This is a genomic window from Luteimonas endophytica (assembly GCF_029887875.1).
Lineage (GTDB): Bacteria > Pseudomonadota > Gammaproteobacteria > Xanthomonadales > Xanthomonadaceae > Luteimonas > Luteimonas endophytica.
The window spans coordinates 139,010-159,387 of sequence record NZ_JARXRM010000019.1 but is presented as its reverse complement, the minus strand read 5'-3'; the positions used below and the strand labels follow the sequence as shown (position 1 = coordinate 159,387).

Annotated in this window: 21 protein-coding genes; 4 read left to right on the top strand and 17 right to left on the bottom strand. The window is 72.2% G+C overall.

Going from position 1 to position 20,378, the window contains the following annotated elements; all coding sequences use genetic code 11:
• Window positions 1-43 precede the first annotated feature (43 nt).
• The 4 genes from QFW77_RS04495 to QFW77_RS04480 all read left to right on the top strand — a co-directional run bounded on the left by QFW77_RS04495 (window position 44) and on the right by QFW77_RS04480 (window position 2,642).
• Window positions 44-268 carry a hypothetical protein gene (locus QFW77_RS04495; RefSeq protein WP_280573109.1) on the top strand — a complete coding sequence of 75 codons (225 nt, stop codon included), beginning with the start codon at window positions 44-46 and terminating at the stop codon, window positions 266-268.
• A 130-nt stretch (window positions 269-398) separates the two neighbouring features.
• On the top strand, window positions 399-914 hold the full coding sequence (gene fabA / locus QFW77_RS04490; protein WP_280573108.1) for a 3-hydroxyacyl-[acyl-carrier-protein] dehydratase FabA: 516 nt from the start codon (window positions 399-401) through the stop codon (window positions 912-914).
• Window position 915: 1 nt separating this feature from the next.
• Entirely contained in the window at window positions 916-2,136 is a 1,221-nt protein-coding gene (gene fabB / locus QFW77_RS04485) for a beta-ketoacyl-ACP synthase I (RefSeq protein WP_280573107.1), read from the top strand.
• 56 nt (window positions 2,137-2,192) lie between these two features.
• Window positions 2,193-2,642 (top strand): CopD family copper resistance protein, encoded by a 450-nt coding sequence (locus tag QFW77_RS04480; protein WP_280573105.1) that lies wholly within the window; start codon window positions 2,193-2,195, stop codon window positions 2,640-2,642.
• 255 nt (window positions 2,643-2,897) lie between these two features.
• Here QFW77_RS04480 and QFW77_RS04475 read toward each other — a convergent pair whose 3' ends face one another.
• From QFW77_RS04475 to QFW77_RS04395, 17 genes are all read right to left on the bottom strand, one after another.
• Window positions 2,898-4,001, bottom strand: coding sequence for a PLP-dependent cysteine synthase family protein (locus tag QFW77_RS04475; protein WP_280573104.1), 1,104 nt, complete (start codon window positions 3,999-4,001; stop codon window positions 2,898-2,900).
• Window positions 3,998-5,974, bottom strand: coding sequence for a pyridoxal phosphate-dependent decarboxylase family protein (locus tag QFW77_RS04470; RefSeq protein ID WP_280573103.1), 1,977 nt, complete (start codon window positions 5,972-5,974; stop codon window positions 3,998-4,000). Before QFW77_RS04470 ends, QFW77_RS04475 begins: the two co-directional genes overlap by 4 nt.
• Entirely contained in the window at window positions 5,958-6,359 is a 402-nt protein-coding gene (locus QFW77_RS04465) for a SirB2 family protein (RefSeq protein WP_280573102.1), read from the bottom strand. Before QFW77_RS04465 ends, QFW77_RS04470 begins: the two co-directional genes overlap by 17 nt.
• A gap of 25 nt (window positions 6,360-6,384) precedes the next feature.
• Window positions 6,385-7,620 (bottom strand): NnrS family protein, encoded by a 1,236-nt coding sequence (locus tag QFW77_RS04460; protein ID WP_280573101.1) that lies wholly within the window; start codon window positions 7,618-7,620, stop codon window positions 6,385-6,387.
• Window positions 7,621-7,737: 117 nt separating this feature from the next.
• Window positions 7,738-10,062, bottom strand: a complete 2,325-nt coding sequence (locus tag QFW77_RS04455) for a nitric-oxide reductase large subunit (RefSeq protein ID WP_280573100.1) — start codon at window positions 10,060-10,062, stop codon at window positions 7,738-7,740.
• 198 nt (window positions 10,063-10,260) lie between these two features.
• Complete coding sequence (locus QFW77_RS04450; RefSeq protein ID WP_280573099.1) at window positions 10,261-11,013, bottom strand: helix-turn-helix domain-containing protein; 753 nt, start codon at window positions 11,011-11,013, stop codon at window positions 10,261-10,263.
• 19 nt (window positions 11,014-11,032) lie between these two features.
• A complete protein-coding gene (gene hemN / locus QFW77_RS04445) occupies window positions 11,033-12,439 on the bottom strand; it encodes an oxygen-independent coproporphyrinogen III oxidase (RefSeq protein ID WP_280573097.1) in 1,407 nt (468 codons plus the stop codon).
• A gap of 44 nt (window positions 12,440-12,483) precedes the next feature.
• Window positions 12,484-12,897, bottom strand: coding sequence for a group III truncated hemoglobin (locus QFW77_RS04440; RefSeq protein WP_280573096.1), 414 nt, complete (start codon window positions 12,895-12,897; stop codon window positions 12,484-12,486).
• Window positions 12,898-13,000: 103 nt separating this feature from the next.
• Window positions 13,001-13,471 carry an azurin gene (azu, locus tag QFW77_RS04435; RefSeq protein WP_280573094.1) on the bottom strand — a complete coding sequence of 157 codons (471 nt, stop codon included), beginning with the start codon at window positions 13,469-13,471 and terminating at the stop codon, window positions 13,001-13,003.
• A 129-nt stretch (window positions 13,472-13,600) separates the two neighbouring features.
• On the bottom strand, window positions 13,601-14,329 hold the full coding sequence (locus QFW77_RS04430; RefSeq protein WP_280573092.1) for a sulfite exporter TauE/SafE family protein: 729 nt from the start codon (window positions 14,327-14,329) through the stop codon (window positions 13,601-13,603).
• Window positions 14,319-14,531, bottom strand: coding sequence for a cbb3-type cytochrome oxidase assembly protein CcoS (ccoS, locus tag QFW77_RS04425; RefSeq protein ID WP_280573091.1), 213 nt, complete (start codon window positions 14,529-14,531; stop codon window positions 14,319-14,321). The genes QFW77_RS04430 and ccoS overlap by 11 nt, the downstream gene beginning before the upstream one ends.
• Window positions 14,528-16,960, bottom strand: coding sequence for a heavy metal translocating P-type ATPase (locus tag QFW77_RS04420; RefSeq protein ID WP_280573090.1), 2,433 nt, complete (start codon window positions 16,958-16,960; stop codon window positions 14,528-14,530). Before QFW77_RS04420 ends, ccoS begins: the two co-directional genes overlap by 4 nt.
• Window positions 16,957-17,472 (bottom strand): FixH family protein, encoded by a 516-nt coding sequence (locus QFW77_RS04415; protein WP_280573089.1) that lies wholly within the window; start codon window positions 17,470-17,472, stop codon window positions 16,957-16,959. The genes QFW77_RS04420 and QFW77_RS04415 overlap by 4 nt, the downstream gene beginning before the upstream one ends.
• Window positions 17,469-19,016 (bottom strand): 4Fe-4S dicluster domain-containing protein, encoded by a 1,548-nt coding sequence (locus QFW77_RS04410; protein ID WP_280573087.1) that lies wholly within the window; start codon window positions 19,014-19,016, stop codon window positions 17,469-17,471. The genes QFW77_RS04415 and QFW77_RS04410 overlap by 4 nt, the downstream gene beginning before the upstream one ends.
• A gap of 2 nt (window positions 19,017-19,018) precedes the next feature.
• Window positions 19,019-19,273 carry a hypothetical protein gene (locus QFW77_RS04405; RefSeq protein ID WP_280573203.1) on the bottom strand — a complete coding sequence of 85 codons (255 nt, stop codon included), beginning with the start codon at window positions 19,271-19,273 and terminating at the stop codon, window positions 19,019-19,021.
• A gap of 38 nt (window positions 19,274-19,311) precedes the next feature.
• Window positions 19,312-20,244 (bottom strand): cytochrome-c oxidase, cbb3-type subunit III, encoded by a 933-nt coding sequence (gene ccoP, locus QFW77_RS04400; RefSeq protein WP_280573086.1) that lies wholly within the window; start codon window positions 20,242-20,244, stop codon window positions 19,312-19,314.
• Window positions 20,241-20,378, bottom strand: a complete 138-nt coding sequence (locus tag QFW77_RS04395) for a cbb3-type cytochrome oxidase subunit 3 (protein ID WP_280573084.1) — start codon at window positions 20,376-20,378, stop codon at window positions 20,241-20,243. Before QFW77_RS04395 ends, ccoP begins: the two co-directional genes overlap by 4 nt.

The window sequence follows — 20,378 nt, the reverse complement described above, 5'->3', positions numbered from 1 at the left end:
CCGGCGTGGTGTGCTGGCCCGGTAGCGACCAGAGGACAGACGGATGAACGACATCGGCTTCGAGTTCGACGCGGTGGCGACGCCCCCGGCATGCGGGCCCGCCGAATGGGCCAGCGTGGCCGGCGTGGACGGCCACGTGGCCGAGCCTGGGCGGGCGCCGCAGGTGGAGGGCGATGCCACCGGCACCGGGTCCTGGATCGCCGCGCAATCGGCGCCGCTCCGGGCCTGGTGGGATCCACGCCCCCTCGCGGGCACTTCCTCCGCCTGAGTCCCCTGGGTACCGAGGTCTGCGCGGCCACGCGACACCTACGCCTGCGTATGGTTGCAGCCATGGTCGGCGTGCACGCGCTCATCGCCCGGAACCGGCAGAATTGGCGGTTTCCACACCGCGTGCCCACATGACCCGAGCGAATTCCTACGATTACGAGCAGCTGCTGGCCTGCGGCCGCGGCGAACTCTTCGGCCCCGACAGCGCGCGCCTGCCGCTGCCGCCGATGCTGATGTTCGACCGCATCACCTCGATCTCGGCCGAGGGCGGCAGCTACGGCAAGGGGCTGGTCTGCGCCGAGCTCGACATCCGCCCGGACCTGTGGTTTTTCGAATGCCATTTCCAGGGCGACCCGGTGATGCCCGGCTGCCTGGGCATGGATGCGATGTGGCAGCTGTGCGGCTTCTACCTGCCGTGGCTGGGCGCGAAGGGCCGCGGCCGCGCGCTGGGCGTGGGCCAGGTGAAGTTCTCCGGCCAGGTGCTGCCGCAGGCGCAGCTGGTGTCCTACGAGCTGCACATTCGCCGGGTGATGCGCGGGCGCCTGGATCTGGTGATCGCCGACGGCCGCACCCTGGTCGACGGCCGCGAAATCTACACCGCCTCCGACCTGCGGGTGGGGCTGTTCTCCTCGACGGAGGGATTCTGAGATGCGTCGTGTCGTCGTCACCGGGCTGGGCGTGGTGTCCTGTCTCGGCAATGATCGCGCCAGCGTCGCCGCCTCGCTACGCGAAGGCAGGGCGGGCATCGTGCCGGTGCCCGAATACGTCGAACTGGGCCTGCGCAGCCAGGTGGCCGGGGTCCCGGACATCGACCTGGCCGCGCTGATCGACCGCAAGCTCAAGCGCTTCATGGGCGACGCGGCGGCCTACGCCTACCTCGCCATGCGCGATGCGATCGCCGAGGCCGGGCTCGACGATGCGCAGCTGCACGACGAGCGCACCGGGCTGATCGCCGGGTCCGGCGGCGGCTCGCCGCAGTGGCAGATCGAGACCGCCGATATCCTGCGCAGCCGCGGCGTGCGCAAGATCGGCCCCTACATGGTGCCGCGATCGATGGGCTCGACGGTCTCGGCCACGCTGTCCACCGCGTTCGGCATCCGCGGGGTCAGCTATTCGATCTCCGCCGCCTGCGCCACCTCTGCGCACTGCATCGGCGCCGGCGCCGACATGATCCGCCACGGCATGCAGGACGTGGTGCTGGCCGGCGGCGGCGAGGAGCTGCACTGGGCGATGACCGCGCAGTTCGACGCGATGGGGGCGCTGTCGACCCGGCACAACGATACGCCCGCGAGCGCGTCGCGCCCCTACGACGTCGACCGCGACGGTTTCGTCATCGCCGGCGGCGGCGGCATGCTGGTGCTGGAGGAGTACGAGCACGCGAAGGCCCGCGGCGCGAACATCATCGCCGAGCTGACCGGCTACGGCGTGACCTCCGACGGCGTCGACATGGTCGCGCCCTCGGGCGAGGGCGCGGTGCGCTGCATGCGCATGGCGATGGCCGGCAGCGGCGGCCGCGAGGTCGGCCGGATCGACTACCTCAACACCCACGGCACCTCGACCCCGGTCGGCGACGTGATCGAGCTCGATGCGGTGCGCGAGACCTTCGGCGACGCGGTGCCGCCGCTGTCCTCGACCAAGGCCCTGAGCGGACACTCGCTGGGCGCGGCGAGCGTGCACGAGGCGATCTATTGCCTGTTGATGCTGCAGGAGGGCTTCATCGCCGGCTCGGCCAACATCGCCGAACTCGATCCGAAGGCGGCGGGTTTCCCGATCGTGCGCGAAAGCCGCGAGGCCAGTCTCGACACGGTCATGTCGAACAGCTTCGGTTTCGGCGGCACCAACGCCAGCCTGGTGTTCTCGCGGGTCTGAGCGCCCGGGCTGACCTGGGTCATGGCCGTCGCCGCGCGCGCGGCCGATGATGGGCCATGCCCACCCACGTCTACCCCTACCTGGTGGCGCTGCACCTGCTGGCGGCGATCGCATTCGGCGGTTCCGTGTTCTTCGAGGTGGTGGTGCTCGGCGCATTGCGCCGGCGGCTGCCGGCGCGGGTGGTGGTCCAGGTCGAAGCGGCGGTCGGCGCCCGCGCGCGCAAGGTGATGCCCTGGGTGCTGCTCTCGCTGTACGGCAGCGGGATCGGCCTTGGCTGGACGCATCGCGCCGCGCTGGCGCCGCCCACGTCCGGCAGTGTCGGGGTGCTGCTTGCGGCGAAGATCGCGCTGGCGCTGTCCGTATTCGGCCACTTCACATTCGTGATGCTGCGCCAGCGCAGGGGCACGCTGGACGCGGCGCTGTCCAGGCGCGTGCACCTGAGCGTCTTCGTCCACGTGCTGGCGATCGCGGTGCTGGCCAAGGCCATGTTCGCGCTGCATTGGTGAGCCGCACCTGCGTCGCGCCTGATCCAGGTCGACGAGCGCGGCGCGGCGTCGGCGCCATCCTGCGGTCCCCGAGCCCACCAGGACCACCATGAACGCCTCCTCCGCACTCTCCCTGCAGATCCACCCCTTCGACGCGCGCGGCATCGGCAGGCGCTTCCGCCGCGCCGGCGGGTCCGGGGCGCGCGCCGCAACCCCCCGAGCACCGACCGCACGCGTCGGTGGGGCGCGGCAGGGTACCGGCCGGGCCGCTGCGCGTCAGACGCTTTCGGGCGGATGCCAGCGGCCGCTGGCGATCGTGGCGCGCAGGGCGGCGGCGGCCGGCGCCGGGTCCAGGCCGTTGCGGCGCAGCCAGTCCGGATCCGACAGGGTGCCGTCGTAGCGCTCGCCCGGATCGCACAGCAGGCTGACGATGCTGCCGCGCTCGTCGCGTTCGCGCATGCGCGTGGCCAGCTCCAGGCAGGCGGCCAGGTTGGTGCCCGAGGAGCCGCCGTAGCGCCGGCCCAGATGCTGCTCGAGCACCGCCATCGCCGCGATCGAGGCCGCGTCGTCGACCTCGACCACCTCGTCGACGATCTCGAACAGGAAGCCGGGCTCCACCCGCGGGCGGCCGATGCCCTCGATCACCGTCGGCCGGCTGCAGACGGCGCCGCGGTCGCGGCTGCGCCAGCCGTGCACGTACGCGCTGCCGGTGGGCTCGGCCGCGCACAGCCGGGTGCCCAGCCCGCGGTAGCGCAGGTAGCGGCCGATGGTGGCGGAGGTGCCGCCGGTGCCGACCCCGCACACGATCCACGCCGGCTCGGGGTGCGGCTCCCCGGCGAGCTGGCCGAGGATCGACTCGGCGATGTTGTTGTTGCCGCGCCAGTCGGTGGCGCGCTCGGCCAGGCCGAACTGGTCGAGGTGGCAGGCGCCGGCGGCGGCGTGCGCGGCTGCGCGCTCGTGGACCCGGGCCGGGTCCTGCACCAGCTCGCAGCGCCCGCCCAGCGCCTCGACGTCGGCGATCTTGCGCGGCGCGGTGCACGCCGGCATCACCGCGGTGAACTCCAGCCCGAGCAGGCGCGCGAACCAGGCCTCGGAGATCGCGGTGCTGCCCGAGGAGGCGTCCACCACCGGCTGGCCGGCGCGCAGCCGGCCGTTGCACAGCGCGTACAGATACAGCGAGCGGGCGAGGCGGTGCTTGAGGCTGCCGGTGGGGTGCGCGGCCTCGTCCTTGAAATAGAAATCGATGCCCGGGAACCCGGCGAACCCGAGCTTGAGCAGGTGGGTGTCGGCCGAGCGCGCGGCCTCCTGGCGCAGCCGGCCCAGCGCCTGGGCGATCCATCGGCGCTCGCCGGCGGCGGCCACGGCAGCGGAGTCGCTCATTGCGGCGTCAGCAGGCTGCGAATCCTCGCGCCCAGATGCTGCAGGTACAGGTCGATATAGCTGCGGCCGTTGGTGTGGTCGATCAGGTAGGGGTTCATCAGGGTGTGGCGGAGGATCACCAGGCGGTCGTCGTCGTGGCCGCCGTCGGGGTCGAGCGTCGCCGGATCGATGCCGATCGAGGCCAGGATCCGCCGCATCTCCGTCTCGCCGACGGCCTCGGGCCGCAGCGTGGTGCTCGAGCCGAAGAACTGCTTGAGCTGCAGCGGCTGGCGCGGGTCGCAGCGCAGTTCGTCGTGGATCCGGCGGACGAAGGCGTTGGCCGCGCTCAGCCCGGTGTTGCCCGCCGGATTGATCGCCAGGCACACCAGGTTGCTGTCCGGCACGAACGGCACCGCGACCCGCGCCACCCCCTCCAGCTCGGTCGCCAGCCGCGCTGCGCGGGCGTGGAACGCCTCGGCGGCGAGCACCGTCTGCCGCGGCAGGCGCCCGAAGTGGGCGTGGTCCAGCGGCAGCACCTTGTGAGTGACGTAGACCGCTGCCGCCGCGGCGCCGGATTTCGAGCCTTCGGGGACGAACTGGCCGAGCTGGCGGTAGCGGGTCATGTAGTCGGCGGTGCCGCTGTCCTGGAACACGTAGTCCGCGGTCTCGGCCAGCAGCGCCACCGCGCGGTGGTCGCGGCAGACGAAGGCGCCGGCGCCGTAGGGCAGGTAGCCGAGCTTGTGCGGATCCACGGTGATCGAGTCGGTGTCGCCCAGCGCGGCGAAGGCGGCGTGCACCTCGGGCAGCGGGAAGCTCGCGTAGTCGGCGCGGACCGCGTCGATATCGCGCAGGCTGCCGTCCTCCTCGCGGAACAGCGTGGCCAGGTACCCGCCCCAGGCCCCGTCGACATGCACGCTGAAGCCGAGCCCGCGCGCCAGCGCGCGCTCGCGCGCCGCGACCACCGCGTCGACCGGATCGACCGTGCCGTACTCGGTGGTACCGAGTACCGCCACCGCCATCAGCACCGGTTGGCGTTCGCGCTCGCAGCGCTGCAGGGTCCGCTCCAGGGCCTCGGCATCCAGGCGCATGCCGCGCTCGGGCAGCAGCTCCAGCTGGTCGCGGCCCAGGCCGAGCAGTTTCAGACCCTTGCTCCAGGAATAATGAGCGGTGATCGGTGCCAGCACCTTCGGCACCCGCAGCTCCGGGTGGCGGGCGAAGAACCCGACCATCCCCAGCGATTCGATCCGTTGCGCCTGCACCGCCTCGCGCCAGCGCCGGCGTTCGCGCGGCGGCTGCGACGCCAGCCAGACCTGCCACCGTTCGACCAGCCCGGTGGCGGCGCGGGGGCCGGTGTTGAACGCCGCCCAGTCGTCGGCGGGCAGGTCGAGGTCGGGGACCGCCGCCGCGCGCAGCGCCACCGGAAACGCCTTGAGCGCCAGCGCCAGCCGCAGCGCCTGGTAGTTCGCCACGGTGCCGCCGGAGGTGAGGTGGCCGAAGGCGCAGTCCGCGCGCGCGGGGTCGTCCGGGTAGCCCAGCATCCGCGCCAGCTGCAGTCCGGCGCGGATTTCGAGGTCGATGGTGACCGGGGCGGCGTCCTCGCTGACGTTGTTGGGGTTGTAGGGCAGGGTGAGGATCTGCGCCGCCAGCCCGGGCAGCAGCAGGTCCGAGGCCATGTGGCCGATGTAGCGCGGGCTGTGGAACGGGACCGAGCGCTTCAGCGCTGCCGAGAGCTGGTGCAGTTCGCCGCGCAGACGCGCCTCGAAGGCCTGGTAGTCCGGGTGCTGGGCGGCCCGGGTCGAGATCGCCGGTGGATCCTCGGGGTGGAAATTGCGGCGCCAGTAGACGTGGTCGCGCAGGAACTCGGTCACCAGCTTCTCGAGCATGGTGTCGTTCTCGCCGTACGGGCCCAGGAACAGCGCGTCGAGCAGGGCGCGGTCGGGGTCGCGCGGCGGGGCGGCGGCCGCGAGCGGCGCCAGTTCAGGCGAAATGGACATGCAGGAATCCCAGCGGGTGGTGCGCGCGGGCGATGCTGTAGATCATCGCGAAGGTCGCCAGGGCGGCCACGTAGAAGCCGGCTCGCGCGCCGCGCGAGCGCCCGCGCTTGAGCGCCAGCACGCCGAGCACCACGTAGACCACGATCAGGGTGACCTTCACCGCCAGCCAGCCATTGGCGTACAACGCGCCCGGCAGGATGGTGAGCAGCATCAGCGCCGCGGTGAGCAGCGCGGTATCCACGCTCCAGCTGGCCCAGCGCACCGCCAGCCAGTGCGGCCAGCGCATCCCGGCCAGCGCGGCGCCGCCGCGCAGCGCGAACAGCGCGCCGCTGGCGAGCGCCAGAAAAACGTGGGCGTGCTTGATCTGCGGGTAGAACTCGATCATTGCATCCTGTCCTTGCGCGGCCGGGTCAGCCCGGGCGGCCGTCGACCCGGGGGCTCAAATAGATCCGGCCGATGCGCGCGACCCAGGGCGCGAACGCCAGCAGCCAGCCCAGCGCCGCGACGACGTGCCAGGCCATCGCATCGGCTGCGACCTCGGCCAGGACCCGGATCGCCGCCACCACCTGGACGGCGACGAACGCGAACCATGCTGCCCCGTACATCGCCAGCGGGCGGCCGGAGTGGCCCTGGGTCACCCGCGTGACCATGGCGATCAGCACGCTGCCGAAGAAGCCGATGAACAGCGCATGCGCCGGGCCGCGGCCGAGCCAGTACACCCCGGTCAGCGCGTAGGCGACGCTCTGGCCGGCGTAGAGCGCGAAGGTGACCGGCAGCCAGGCCAGACCGATGAACAGCACGGAGAGAATGCCGGGCTTGTCGCCGCGCGGCCACCAGCGCCAAAGCATCGCCGCGGCCAGCGCCAGCAGCGGCAGGTCGACCAGCCACAGCCAGCGATAGGCATGCAGCAGTTCCAGCACGAGGTGCGCCAGCACCAGCGGCCAGAACAGCCCGAGCAGCCACAACGGCCGCCACGGCTGGTAGCCCGCGGCCACGCGGCTGGCGAAGAACGGGAACATCCGGTGGGCCACGGTGACGTACACCGGCAGCAGCAGCCCGAAGGTGCCGAGCTTGATGCTGGCGAAGGCCCACAGCGGCGAGGCGCCGAGCACGAAGGCGGCCCATGCCAGCATCCCGCCCATGCCGAGGGCCAGGGCGGCGAAACACGAACGCGCATGCCAAGTGACGCCCTGTTCGCGCCACAGCAGCGGCGCCAGCGTCGCCAGCCCGGCGGCCCACCCGGCGCTCGTCATCAGCAGGCCGACGACGATGCCAGCGTCCCAGCCGAGCGCGCCGAGCAGGGTGGCGAACTGGCCGCCCATCAGGCCCAGCCCGACCGGCGCGTAGCGCCAGCGCTCGAAATCCGGTTGGCCGGTCCATTTCGGAAAGGTGGTGAGCAGGAAGCCGAAGAAGAAGCTCGGCAGCACCTGGTACTGCATCACGAAGGCGTGCAGCCAGCCCGCATACGGCTCCGGCTGCGGCATCGACAGGGCCGGCCAGCGCGCCGCCGCCAACCAGCCGGCCCACCAGGCCATCGCCAGCAGCAGGTTGCCGGCGCCGATGAAGAACATCAGCCGGTGCGGCGCCGCGCCCAGCAGGCGCGGCGACACCCGGGTCGGGGGAGCGGAAGGAGGGGGTGATTCCATGGTGTCAGGATCGCGCGCGGCCTGTCCTGGTGCATTGATCCAGGTCACGCTGCCGACCGTGCCGGGAGCGGAGAGGAACGCGGACGGGGCGGCCGGTGGCCGCCCCGTCGCCGGGCATCAGCCGCTGCGGACCTCGGAGCGTTCCGCATCGGGCTGTTCCAGCTTCGGCCTGATCCACAGCCGGATCACGAAGTACACCAGCGCCACCGCGCCGACGCTGAAGATGGTGTCGCCCGGTACCCGCATCCACACCAGGAAGTCGACGATCGGCTTCTGCATGAAGTCCGCAGAACGCGCGTACCAGTAGCCGTGCTCGATCGCCGCCAGCAGCTGCATCGTGCCCAGCGGCAGCAGGGTCAGCACCGCCATCAGCGCCAGGCCGATGTTGAGGCCCCAGAAGCTCAGCCGCAGCGCCTTCTCGTTCCACACCTGGTTGGGGCGCAGCCCGCGCATGCAGAACAGCACCAGGGCGATGCCGAGCATGCCGTAGACGCCGAACAGCGCGGTATGGCCGTGCAGCGGGGTCAGGTTGAGGCCCTGCATGTAGTACAGCGACAGCGGCGGGTTGATCAGGAAGCCGAACAGGCCGGCGCCGACCAGGTTCCAGAACGAGACCGACAGGAAGAAGTAGATCGGCCAGCGGTAGCGCTGCATCCACGGCGTGGCCCTGCCCAGCCGCCAGGTGTGGTAGGCCTCGAAGCCGATGTAGGCCAGCGGCACCACTTCCAGCGCGCTGAAGCTGGCGCCGAGCGCGATCACCGCGGTCGGGCTGCCGACGAAGTACAGATGATGCAGGGTGCCGAGCACGCCGCCGGTCATGAACACGATGGTGGCGAACAGCACCGCCACCGATGCGGTGGAGGCGCGCAGCAGCCCGAGCCTGGTGAAGATCAGCGCCATCACCGCGGTGGCGAAGACCTCGAAGAAGCCTTCCACCCACAGGTGGACCAGCCACCAGCGCCAGTACTCGACGATCGAGATGTGGGTGTGCTCGCGCCACATCAGGCCGGCGGCGTAGAAGATCCCGATCGCCACCGTGGACAGGAACAGCAGCCCGACGATCGCCTTGGTGTCGGTGCGCGGCCCGGTCAGCACCGGCCACAGCGAGCGCCCCACCAGCACCAGCCACAGCAGCAGGCCGATGAACAGGAACCACTGCCAGAAGCGGCCGATGTCGGCGTATTCCCAGCCCTGGTGGCCGAACCAGAAGTTGTTGTCCAGGCCGAGCTTCTGCATCACCGCGAACCACTGCCCGGCGAACGCGCCGACCACGATGATCAGCAGGCAGACGAACAGCACGTTGACGCCGAGCCGCTGGAAGCGCGGCTCGTGGCCCGACATCGCCGGGCCGATGTACAGGCCGGTGCCGAGCCAGGCGGTGGCGATCCACAGCACCGCCAGCTGGGTGTGCCAGGTGCGGGTGATCGAGTACGGCAGGATTTCCGCCAGGGCGAAGCCGTAGGCCTCCTGGCCCTCGATCTGGTAGTGCGCGGTCATCGCGCCGAACAGGATCTGCACCAGGAAAAGCGCCAGCACCACCCAGAAGTACTTGGCGGTGGCGCGCATCGACGGGGTGACCTTGAGCGCCGCCAGCGGATCCTTGTCGGGGATGCGGTGGCCGTCGTCCTGGCCGTGGGTGACGGCGTGGTGCCAGCCGAGGATGGCGATGCCGGCGATCAGGAACAGCACGCTGAAGGCCGACCACACCCAGGTGCTCGGCGGCGGGGTGTTGCCCACCAGCGGCTCGCCGGGCCAGTTGTTGGTGTAGGTGACCTTGCGGTTCTCGAACGCGGGGCGCTCGGGCGCCACGGTGTCGTCGGCGCCCAGGTGGCGCTCGGTGGTGGCGGCCCAGGCGGTCCACCAGAAGAACGAGGCCAGCGCGCGGCGATGTTCGGCATCGGGCACGGTATCGTTCTTCATCGCGTAGGCTTCGCGCAGTTCGGCGGTTTCCGGTGCGTTGCCGAACAGGCTGATGTAGTGGTCGGCGACGTCGGAGATCGCCGCGACCCGGTCGGCGCTCAGGGTGATCGTCCCGGCGTCCACGTCGTAGGTGTTCCGCCGCATCATCCGCTGCAGCCGGCCCTGCAGCGCCGACTGGTCGTCGGCCGGCAGCTCGGCGAAGGCGCTGCCGTGTTCGGCCCGCGCCCAGCGCTCGAGGATGGTCACCGCCTCGCGGTGCAGCCAGTCGGCGCTCCAGTCCGGCGCGACGTAGGCGCCGTGGCCCCAGATCGAGCCCAGCTGCATGCCGCCGATCGACTGCCAGACCTGGCGCCCGCGCTCGAGATCGGCGCGGGTGTAGACCACGCTGCCGTCCTCCGCCAGCACCCGCTCTGGCATCGGCGGCGCGTTGCGGTTGATCTCGGTGCCGGACCACAGCAGCACCGAGAACGAGGCGATCAGCAGGATCGCCAGCCCTATCCACAGCTTGCGGGTGTCGCCCATGACGCACTCTCCCTGGATGAATCCACGAATGCTGCTGACGCGGCGCGGCGGCGGCGATGACCCAGGTCAAGCGGCCGGCAGATCGTCGCGAGGCCCGCGGCGCGACCGCGCCGCGCGAGCGCGACCCGGCACCCCCCGGACGCCGGGCCCGACCATGTCATCGTCGATGTGAAGGGCGCGGCCACGGCCGCGCGGCGCTCAGTCGCGCAGCAGCGGCTCGGCCAGGGCGTCGAGCTGGGTGCGGTCGAGCAGGTCCACCTCGCGGCGGTCGACCCGCAGCAGCCCGTCCTGCTGGAACCGGCGCAGCACCCGGCTCACGGTCTCGGGGGCCAGGCGCAGGTAGTTGGCGATGTCGGTGCGCGCCATGGTCAGCTGGAAGCGGTTGGGCGAGAACCCGCGCGCGGCGAGCCGGCGCGACAGGCCGATCAGGAACGCCGCCATGCGCTGGTCGGCGGTCCAGTCGCCGGCCAGCAGCGCGGCCCTGCCGATGTCGCGGCTGAGCAGCCGGAACAGGTGCTTCTGCAGGCCGGGCAGCTGGGTCGCCAGCACCGAGATCTTGGGGAACGAGAACCGGCACAGCATCACGGTATCCAGCGCGACCGCGTTGCACGGGTAGCGGTCGCCGTGGATGCCGTCCAGGCCGATCACCTCGCCGGGGAAATAGAACCCAAGCACGTGCTCATGGCCTTCGCGGTCGACGGTATAGGTCTTGACCGTGCCCGAGCGGACCGCCGCGATCGCCTCGAACGCGTCGCCTTCGCGGAACACGTGGTCGCCGGCGCGCAGCGGGCCGACGTGCTCGACCAGCATGTGCAGGTCGAGCAGGTCGGCCTTGTCCATGCCCTCGGCCATGCAGGCCTGCGAGAACGCGCAGGTGGAGCAGAAATGCAGGGCGTCGCCGTCGTCGGCGAGGGTGCGGCCGTCCTGGCGCGGGAACGTGGTCCCGCTCACGCGCCGCGCCCCCGCGGGCTCAGATGGCGCGCGAGAAACGCGGGGTCGGGTCGGCCGCCGGGGCGGCCGGCTGGTGAAGGTATCGGTCGAAGCACATCGCGATGTTACGCAGGAGCAGCCGTCCTTGCGAGGTCGCCCGGATCCGCCCGGGTGCGACCCGCACCAGCCCGTCGGCCGCCAGCGCCCGCAGCCGCTCCAGCTCGGCGGCGAAATAGCGGTCGAATTCGATGGCGTAGCGCCGTTCCAGCGCGCCCACCGGGATCTCTCCCTGGCACATCAGCGCCTGGATCAGGTCGGCGCGCAGCTGGTCGTCCTCGGTCAGGCGCATGCCCCGGAACACCGGCAGCCGGCCCTCGTCCAGGGCCAGCTGCCAGCTCGGCAGGTCGCGCGGGTTCTGGCTGAAGGTGTCGCCGATGTGGCTGATCGCGCTGACCCCCAGCCCGACGAGGTCGGTATCGGCATGGGTGGTGTAGCCCATGAAGTTGCGGTGCAGGCCGCCGCGCGCCTGCGCGGTGGCGAGCTCGTCGTCGGGCAGCGCGAAATGGTCCATGCCGATGTAGACGTAGCCGGCGTCGGTGAGCTTGGCGATCGCCAGCTGCAGCAGCGCCAGGCGGGTGGCGGCGTCCGGCAGCTCGGAGGCGTCGATCTGCTTCTGCGGCCTGAACAGCTCCGGCAGGTGGGCATAGCCGTACACCGCCAGCCGGTCCGGGCGTGCCTTCGCCACCGTGTCCAGGGTCCGCCCGAAGCCCTCCGGGGTCTGCCGCGGCAGGCCGTAGATGAGGTCGACGTTGACCGAGCGAAAGCCGTGGTGGCGGCAGGCCTCGATGATCGCCAGGGTCTGCTCCACCGACTGGATCCGGTTGACCGCGGCCTGCACCGCCGGGTCGAAGTCCTGTACGCCGAGGCTGGCGCGGTTGAAGCCGGATGCGGCCAGTTCGCCGATGTCGGCAGGGGAGACGAAGCGCGGGTCCAGCTCGATCGAGATGTCGCGCTCGGGACTGGACGAGAACAGGAACTGGCGGCGCAGCGCGTCGAGCACCTCGCCCAGCTGCGACGGGGAGAGGAAGTTCGGGGTGCCGCCGCCGAAGTGCACCTGGATCGCCTCGCGGTCGCGGTCGAACAGCGCCGCCATTGCCGCGATCTCGCGGTACAGCCGCACCAGATAGTGCTCGCCGCGGGCCAGGTCGCGGGTGATGATGCGGTTGCAGCCGCAGTAGAAGCACGGGCTCATGCAGAACGGCACGTGCAGGTACAGCGACAGCCGGCGCGGGATCGGATCGCCGTTGCTGGCCAGCACCGCCTCGCGCAACTGCGTTTCGCCGAAGCCGGTGCCGAACTGCGGCGCGGTCGGATAGGAGGTATAGCGCGGGCCGGGGCGGTCGTAGCGCTGCAGCAGTGCGGTGTCGAGGGTGGGCGAGTTGTGCATGCGGCCAGACTAGGCAGCCGGGGGCGGCCGTGCCTTGACCAGAATCAATCGCCGGGCAGATGCGCGCACGGGGAGCTCCTGCGCAGCGGGCGCCGCGGATCGAGCCCGAGGCCGTAGCGCAGGCTGGTGGCGATGCGCTGGGCGCGATCGCCGACCAGCGCGGCCTGGCCCGGCGTGAGCACCTCGAGCGCGGTTTCGCGCCACAGCGCCAGCCAATGCGCGAAGTGCTGATCGACGATCGGATGCGGCCGGTGCGCGGCCATCGGATTGCCCCGGTAGCCGCCGGTGCCGAGCGTCACCGAGCTCCAGAACTCCACCAGGGTGGCCTTGTGCGCATCCCAGTCGTCGATCGCCGCATTGAACACGGGGCCGAGCAGCGCGTCGTGGCGCACCTTCTCGTAGAAGCGGTCGACCAGCCGGGCGAGATCCTCGCGGCCGGGGAGGGCGTGGTCGGTCATGCGCGTGCAGGGGTCCGGACAACAAAGCGACAGGCGGGACCGGACGTGCCGGTTCCACCTGCCGGAAGGCCGGGCCGGGGCCCGGCCGGGGAGGAGGGCGGGATTACTGCCCGAGGGTCAGCGTGCCGCGCATGATGGCGGCGTGACCGGGGAAGGTGCAGACGAAGGTGTAGTCCTCGCCGGCCTTCAGCTTGCCCACCGGGATCTTGACCGTGGTGCTCTGGCCGCCGCCGACCAGGGAACTGGCGGCGATCACCCGCGCGTCGCCGGGCTTGACGTAGTCGTTCTCGGCGCCGGCGGCCATGCCCTCGGCATTGATGCCGCCGATGTCGGCGGTCTTGCCGACCACGAAGTTGTGGCCCATCGCCACCACCGGCAGCTGGCCGGTGTGCTTGAGGGTGACCTCGAACTCCTTGCAGGAAGCCGGGACGCTCAGCGCCCTGGTCGAGAACTGCATGGCGTCGTTGGCTTCGACGGTGGCGCTGCAGCCGGCGGCCTGGGCCGGGGCGGACACGGACAGCGCGCCCAGGCCGACGGCGCATAGCAGGCCAAAGGCGGAAAGTTGACGGATCATCGGGTGACTCCAGTGGGTGTGGTTGATTCGATGGGCACAGTCTGGCCCAGGCCTCGACCGAGCGAATTGATCCAGATCAGGCGCGCGCCGGATTCGGTGCCCGGGCGGCGCAACGGTGGGGGGCGCGGTTCAGGAGAGCCGCGGCGGGGCGCAGCCCAGCGCCTGCAGCGGCCCGTGCAGCGCCGGAATCTGCATCAGCCACGGCGCCCCCAGCGTGAGCAGGCCGGCCGCCAGCACCAGCAGGCCGGCCGCCGTGCGCCAGCGCGGCCTTTGCAGCCAGCGCCCCAGGCGCGCGCCGGTCCAGGTGAGCGGAACCATCACCGGCAGGGTGCCCAGGCCGAACGCGGCCATCGTCAGGGCGCCGTTGCGGGCGTCGGCCTGCAGCCAGGCCGCGACCAGGAGGGTGGTGCTGAGGCCGCACGGCAGCCACCCCCACAGCACCCCCAGCCCGATGCGCTTCGCGCTGGTGTCCGCCGGCAGCAGCCGGCGCTGCAGCGGCCGCAGCCGGCTCCAGGCGCCGGCGGCCGGACGCGACAGGAAGCCGAGGCGGCCGCGGCGGTCGAGCAGCCGCGCCGCCACCACCACCAGCACCAGGCCGACCGCGGCGCGCAGGCCCCAGGCCAGCCACTCCAGCTGCGCGGCGCGCACGATCCCGTGGCCGATGCCGCCGGCGATCGCCCCGGCCAGCACGTAGCCGCCGACCCGGCCGAGGTTCGGTTCCAGCGCGGCGCGCCAGCCGCCGCCGGGCGCCATCGCCGAAAAGCCGGTGGCGATGCCGCCGCACATGGCGGCGCAGTGCGCGCCGCCCATCAGTCCGGCCAGCAGCGCCGCGCCGAGGGTGAGCCAGTCAACCGGCATCGCCGTTCCGCGCCCCCGGGCGGGGTTCGCCGCGCCCGGCGCTCTCGGCGGGCGGGAGCGGCGCGTCGTTGTCGCCGAGGATGTCGATGGCCGGGGTGTCCAGATCGTCGAACTGGCCGCGCCGCACCGCCCAGACGAACGCCCCCACCGCCACCAGCACCAGCACCAGGCTCAGCGGGATCAGCAGCAGCAGGATGTTCATGCGCCGGCCCCGGCCGGCACCCGCGCCAGGCGCAGCGCGTTGCCGACCACCAGCAGCGAGGACAGCGCCATGCCCAGCGCCGCCAGCCACGGCGTCACCAGGCCCGCGGCGGCCAGCGGCAGCGCGACCACGTTGTAGCCCGCCGCCCAGCCCAGGTTCTGACGGATCACCCGGCGGGTCCGGCGCGCCACCGCCACCGCCTGGGGCACCCTGGCCAGCGAACGGCCGGTGAGCACCAGGTCGGCGCTCTGCTGCGCGAGCGGCGCGCCCTCGGCCACCGCCAGCGAGACATCGGCGCCGGCCAGCACCGGGGCGTCGTTGAGCCCGTCGCCGACCATGGCCACCACCCGGCCGTGGCGCTGCAGGTCGCGCGCGTAGGCGAGCTTGTCCTCGGGGCTCTGGCGGGCGTGGACCCGGGCGATGCCGAGCGCGCGGGCGAACGCCGCGACCGGCGCCTCCGCGTCGCCGCTGGACAGGTGCACCTCCAGGCCGAGGCCCTGCAGCTGCGCGACCGCGGCGGCCGCGTCGTCGCGTGCGGCCTCGCCGGTGCGGAACCGCGCCACGGCGCGGCTGCCGTCGCCGAGCCAGAGTTCGCCGCCGTCCTCGCCGGCTCCGTCTCCGCCGCTGGCGAAGGCGGCCCGGCCGAGGCGCCAGCGCGCGCCGTCGACGCTGCCCTCGACGCCCTGGCCTGCGACCGCACGGACCCCGCTGGCATGCAGGCGCTGCGGCACCGCGGCGAACGCCCGCGCCAGCGGATGTCCGCTGTCGCGTTCGAGCGCGGCTGCGATCGCGAGCACCGACGCGCGGTCCAGTTCGGCCACCGGCTCGACCGCGACCAGCACCGGCCTGCCGTCGCTGAGGGTGCCGGTCTTGTCGAAGACCAGGTCGGTGGCGGCGGCCAGCCGCTCCAGCGCGCGCTCGCCGAGCACCAGCACGCCGAGCCGGGCCAGGGCGCCGTTGGCGGTCGCCAGCGCCGCCGGCACCGCCAGGGTCAGCGCGCAGGGGCAGCTGATCACCAGCAGCGCCAGGGTGACCTCGAGCGCGCGCGCCGGATCGTGGACGCGCCAGCCGAGGTAGACCACAAGCGCGGCCAGCAGCAGCCCGAGCACGAAGTGGTGGGCGATGCGCTCGCCCGCCAGCGCCAGCGGCGGGCGCTGGTCCTGCGCCGCCTCGACCAGGCGGGTCAGCTGCGACAGCCGGGTGCCGCTGCCGGTATCGGTGATGCGCAACCGCGCCGGGCGATCGCGGCAGAGCGTGCCGGCATAGACCCGTTCGCCCGGCTGGCGCGAGACCGGGGTCCATTCCCCGGTCAGCAGCGCCTCCTCGAAGCTCGCCGGATCGAGCAGCACGCCATCGGCGGGAACCACCCCGCCCACCGCCACGCAGGCGATGTCGTTGGGGCCGAGCGCCGCCAGCGCAACCGTCTCGCGCCCGCCGCCGGCCCGCTCGCGCACCGCGAACGCCGGCCGCGCCCGCGCCAGGGCGTCCACCTGGGCACTGGCGCGCGCCCGCGCGCGCTGCTCCAGCAGGCGCGCGACCAGGAGCAGGAACACGAACATCACCGCGGCGTCGTACCAGACGTGGGCGCCGCCGCGCAGCGTCTCCACCACGCTCGCGCCCCAGGCGAGCAGGGTGGAGCCGGCGATCAGCACGTCCATGCCCAGGCGCCGCTGCGAGAGCTCGCGCCAGGCCCCGGCCAGGAACGGCCAGCCGGCGAAGAACACCACCGGCGTCGAGACCAGGAACGTGACCCAGCGGAAGAAGTCGCGGGTCGGCAGCGGCATGCTGGAGGAGAAATCCAGGTACAGCGCCTCGGCCAGCATCATCGCCTGCATCGCGCCCAGGCCGGCCACGCCGATGCGCAGCAGGTCGCGGTTGCGCTGGCGCCGGCGTTCGCGCTCGCGCGCCTCGCCAGTGGCCAGGTAGGGCCGGTAGCCCAGCGCCGCCAGCCGCCGCAGCGGCGCGGACAGCGCGGTGCGCGCCGGGTCCCAGGCGATGCGGATCCGGCCGGTGACGGCGTTGGCGCCGGCCTCCAGCACGCCCGGCTCGCGCGCCAGCGCGCGGTCGATCAGCCAAGCGCAGGCGGCGCAGCGCATGCCGTCGGTGAGCAGGGTGATCTCGCGGCCGCCGGGCACTTCGCGGGCGTGCGCCGCCTGCACCTCGTCGCGGTCCCAGAGCGAGAAGTCGGCATCGGGGTCGATGCGCTCGGCGGGCGCGGTGCGCAGGCGATAGTAGTCGCCGAGGCGGGCCTCGCCGATCCACTGCGCGGCGGCCGCGCAGCCCTCGCAGCAGAATCGCTGGCGGCGCCCGTCGAGCATGCATTCGGCCGGCGCCGCCGGCAACGCCTGCCCGCAATGGTGGCAGCCGGCAGCCTCCGCCGGCCCGGAAACCGCCGGTACCGCGGAGCCGTGGGGCAGGGCGATGCTCATTGCCCGGCGGCGTCGTCCAGCAGCGCCGGGTGCATGTGCGCGGCCAGCTCGCCGCGGGCCAGGCGGCCCTGCAGGCGCCAGCGGCCGTCGGCTGCCGTCAGGCGCAGGTTCCAGTCGTGGCCGGTGTCGAGCGCGGCCTCGGCGCGCCAGCCGGTCTCGGTCGGCGCGAGCTGCAGTTCGCGGTCGTCGTCGGCGCGCGCGGGATGCGCCAGGGTCAGCCGCAGTGGCTCGTCGCGCATGAAGCGGCCGCTGACCGGCAGCACCTCCACCAGCCCGCGTTCCGCGTCGAAGCGCAATACCGCGCTGAGCCTTTCGCGCTGGGCCGCGGCGTCCGGGGTCAGATCGGCCACCTGGACCTGCGCGGTGCGGCGCACCGTGTCGGGAATCGCGTCGGAGCCTCCGCTGCGGCTGGCCACCACCACCAGGCCGACCCCGGCGACGATCGCCACCAACGGCAGCCCGATCACCAGCCAGATCACCGGGTTGCGCCAGGGGGAAGGGTGATCGGTCATCGCGTCGGCCCGAAGAAGCTGCTGTCCACGGTGGCGAGCGTATCGCCTTCGACCGCCTCGACGATGAACCGCACCTCATGGCGCCCGCCGGTGCCGGACGGGGCGGCGACCACCACCGGCAGCGAAAGCACCTGCTGCGGCCGCAGCCGCACCGGCGCGGCCGGCTCCACCAGGCGCATGCCCGCCACTTCGGTCTCCAGCGAGACGCGGTAGCTGGCCGCGTCATTGCTCTTGTTCACCAGTTTCAGGGTGTAGCCGTTCTCGACGCCGGTGGCGACCTCGCGATAGAGCGCATTGCGGTCGCGCAGCACCTCGGCGATCAGCGGGCTGCGGTTGCCCACCCCCCAGGCCCATGCCGCCATCACCGCGAGCAGGATCGCGCCGTACGCCAGCACGCGTGGCCGCAGCACCCGGGTCGGCTTGCCGTCGATCGCGTTCTGGGTGGAATAGCGGATCAGCCCGCGCGGGTAGCCCATCCGGTCCATGACCTCGTCGCAGGCGTCGATGCACGCGCCGCAGGCGATGCACTCGTACTGCAGGCCGTTGCGGATGTCGATGCCGGTCGGGCAGACCTGCACGCAGATGGTGCAGTCGATGCAGTCGCCGAGTTCCTCGGGCGCGAACTTCGGCAGCGGCTCCGCCTGGCCCGGGTCGAAGGTGATGGTGCCGTGCGCCTGGGCGCGGTTGTCGGCCGCGGTCGGATGCTGGGCGGCGCGGAACACGTAGTCGTAGGCGGTGACCTTGTCGAGCAGGCCGCGGGCCCGTTCCTGCACGCCCTCGAGCAGGCCGCGCTTGCGCGGGCCGCGCGGCTCGCCGCGCATGGGGTCGTAGGCGATCAGCAGGGTATTGCGGTCGAACATCGCGCTCTGGAAGCGCGCGTACGGGCACATGTACTTGCAGACCTGCTCGCGCAGGAAGCCGGCGTTGCCCCAGGTGGCCAGCGCGTAGAACAGCACCCAGAACGTCTCCCAGCCGCCCCAGGCGAACGGCACCAGGCGTGCGCCGAGATCGGTGATCGGGGTGAAGAAGCCGACGAAGGTGAAACCGGTCCACAGCGCGAACACCAGCCACAGCAGGTGCTTGCCGCCCTTGCGCAGCAGCTTGTCCGCCGACCACGGCGCCGCGTCCAGCTTCATCCGCCGGTGTCGGTCGCCCTCGGTCCAGCGCTCCATCCACAGGAACACCTCGGTCCAGACGGTCTGGGGGCAGGCGTACCCGCACCACAGCCGGCCGGCGAGCGCGGTGAAGAAGAACAGCGCCAGCGCCGCCATGATCAGTAGCAGCGCCAGGAACAGGAAATCCTGCGGCCAGAAGGTGAGCCCGAACACGTGGAACTGCCGCGCCGGCAGGTCGAACAGGACCGCCTGGCGCCCGTCCCAGCGCAGCCAGGGAAACGCGTAGAACATGCCCAGCAGCCAGACCACCGCGATCTTGCGCAGGCGGTCGAACCGCCCAGAAACCTCGCGCGGATAGATCTTGCCCTCGCTGACGTAGAGGCTGCCGCCGCCGTCGTCGACGACCTCCAGTGGGATCCGCCCGGCCATTCTCAGCGCTCCGGCGGCAGCGCGCGGTTGAAGCGGCTGGCGGGGCGCAGCAGCCACCAGGTGAACAGGCTGGACGAAGCGGTGGCCACCCAGAACGTGAAGAAGCCCAGCGTGTAGCCGAGCCCGCGGGCCATCGGCAACGACGGGAAGGTCATGTCGCGCAGCAGCAGCGGATCGACAAAGGCGAAGAACACCATGGTGGCGACCCCCGCGGCGAAGAAGCTCGGCCACAGGATCGCGCCGAGCTTCTGCGCCATCGGGCGCGGCGGGTGGTCGTAGGCGGCGGGCGCCTCGGTCACTGCGCCGTGCCTGCGGCCGCGGCGGCCGGTGCGGGATTGGACAGCGACCAGACGTACGCCGCCACCAGCCGGGCGCGGGTCTCGCCCAGCAGCTCGCGGTGCGCCGGCATGATCCCGTGGCGGCCCTCGCCGATGCTGGCGAACAGCGCCTCGCTGCTGCCGCCGTAGAGCCAATAGTCGTCGGTGAGGTCGGGCGCGCCGAGCGCCTCGTTGCCGGTGCCGTCGGCGCCGTGGCAGGCCACGCACAGGCCCTCGTACAGGGGCTTGCCGCGCGCGGCGAAGTAGTCGCCGCCGGGGGGCTGCGACAGCGAGCGGGTGTAGGCGACGATCGCGGTCATCGCCTGGTCCCCGCCCATGCCGGTCAGCACCTTCTCCCAGGGCGGCATCACGCCCTCGCGGCCGTCGAGCACAGTGGCCAGGACCTGCTCGGGCTCGCCGCCCCAGTGCCAGACGTCGTCGGTGAGGTCCGGATAGCCGGTGGCGCCCTGCGCGGTCGAGCCATGACAGGTGGCGCAGGTGTTGGCGAAGATCGATCGGCCCAGGCGCATCGCGTCGGGATCGGCCGCCAGCGCCGGCAGCGGCTGCCCGGCGTAGACCGAGAAGGTCTCCTCCAGGCGTGCGTCCTGCTTCTCCTTCTCGCGTTCGTGCTCGAGCTGCGAGCTCCAGCCGCCGTAACCGGCGAACGACCCCAGCCCGGGATACCAGGCGAGATAGCCGATGCTGAACACGATGGTGATGTAGAACAGGTTGATCCACCAGCGCGGCAGCGGCTTGTTGTACTCGGTGATGTCGCCGTCCCAGACGTGGCTGGTCTCGGTGGGAGCCGGATCGCCGGGGCGCCGCCGCGCGGTCCACCACAGCAGCCACACGCAGCCGCCGATGTTGATCGCGATCAGCACGATCACGTACCACGACCATGCAGTGCTCATCGCTGCTCCTCCCCGTCGCTCAGCGGCAGGCGCGCGGCCTCGTCGAAGTCGCGCTTGCGGCGCGGGCTCCAGGCCCAGATCCACCCCGCCACGAACAGCAGCAGCAGGATCGTCGTCACGATACCGGACACCAT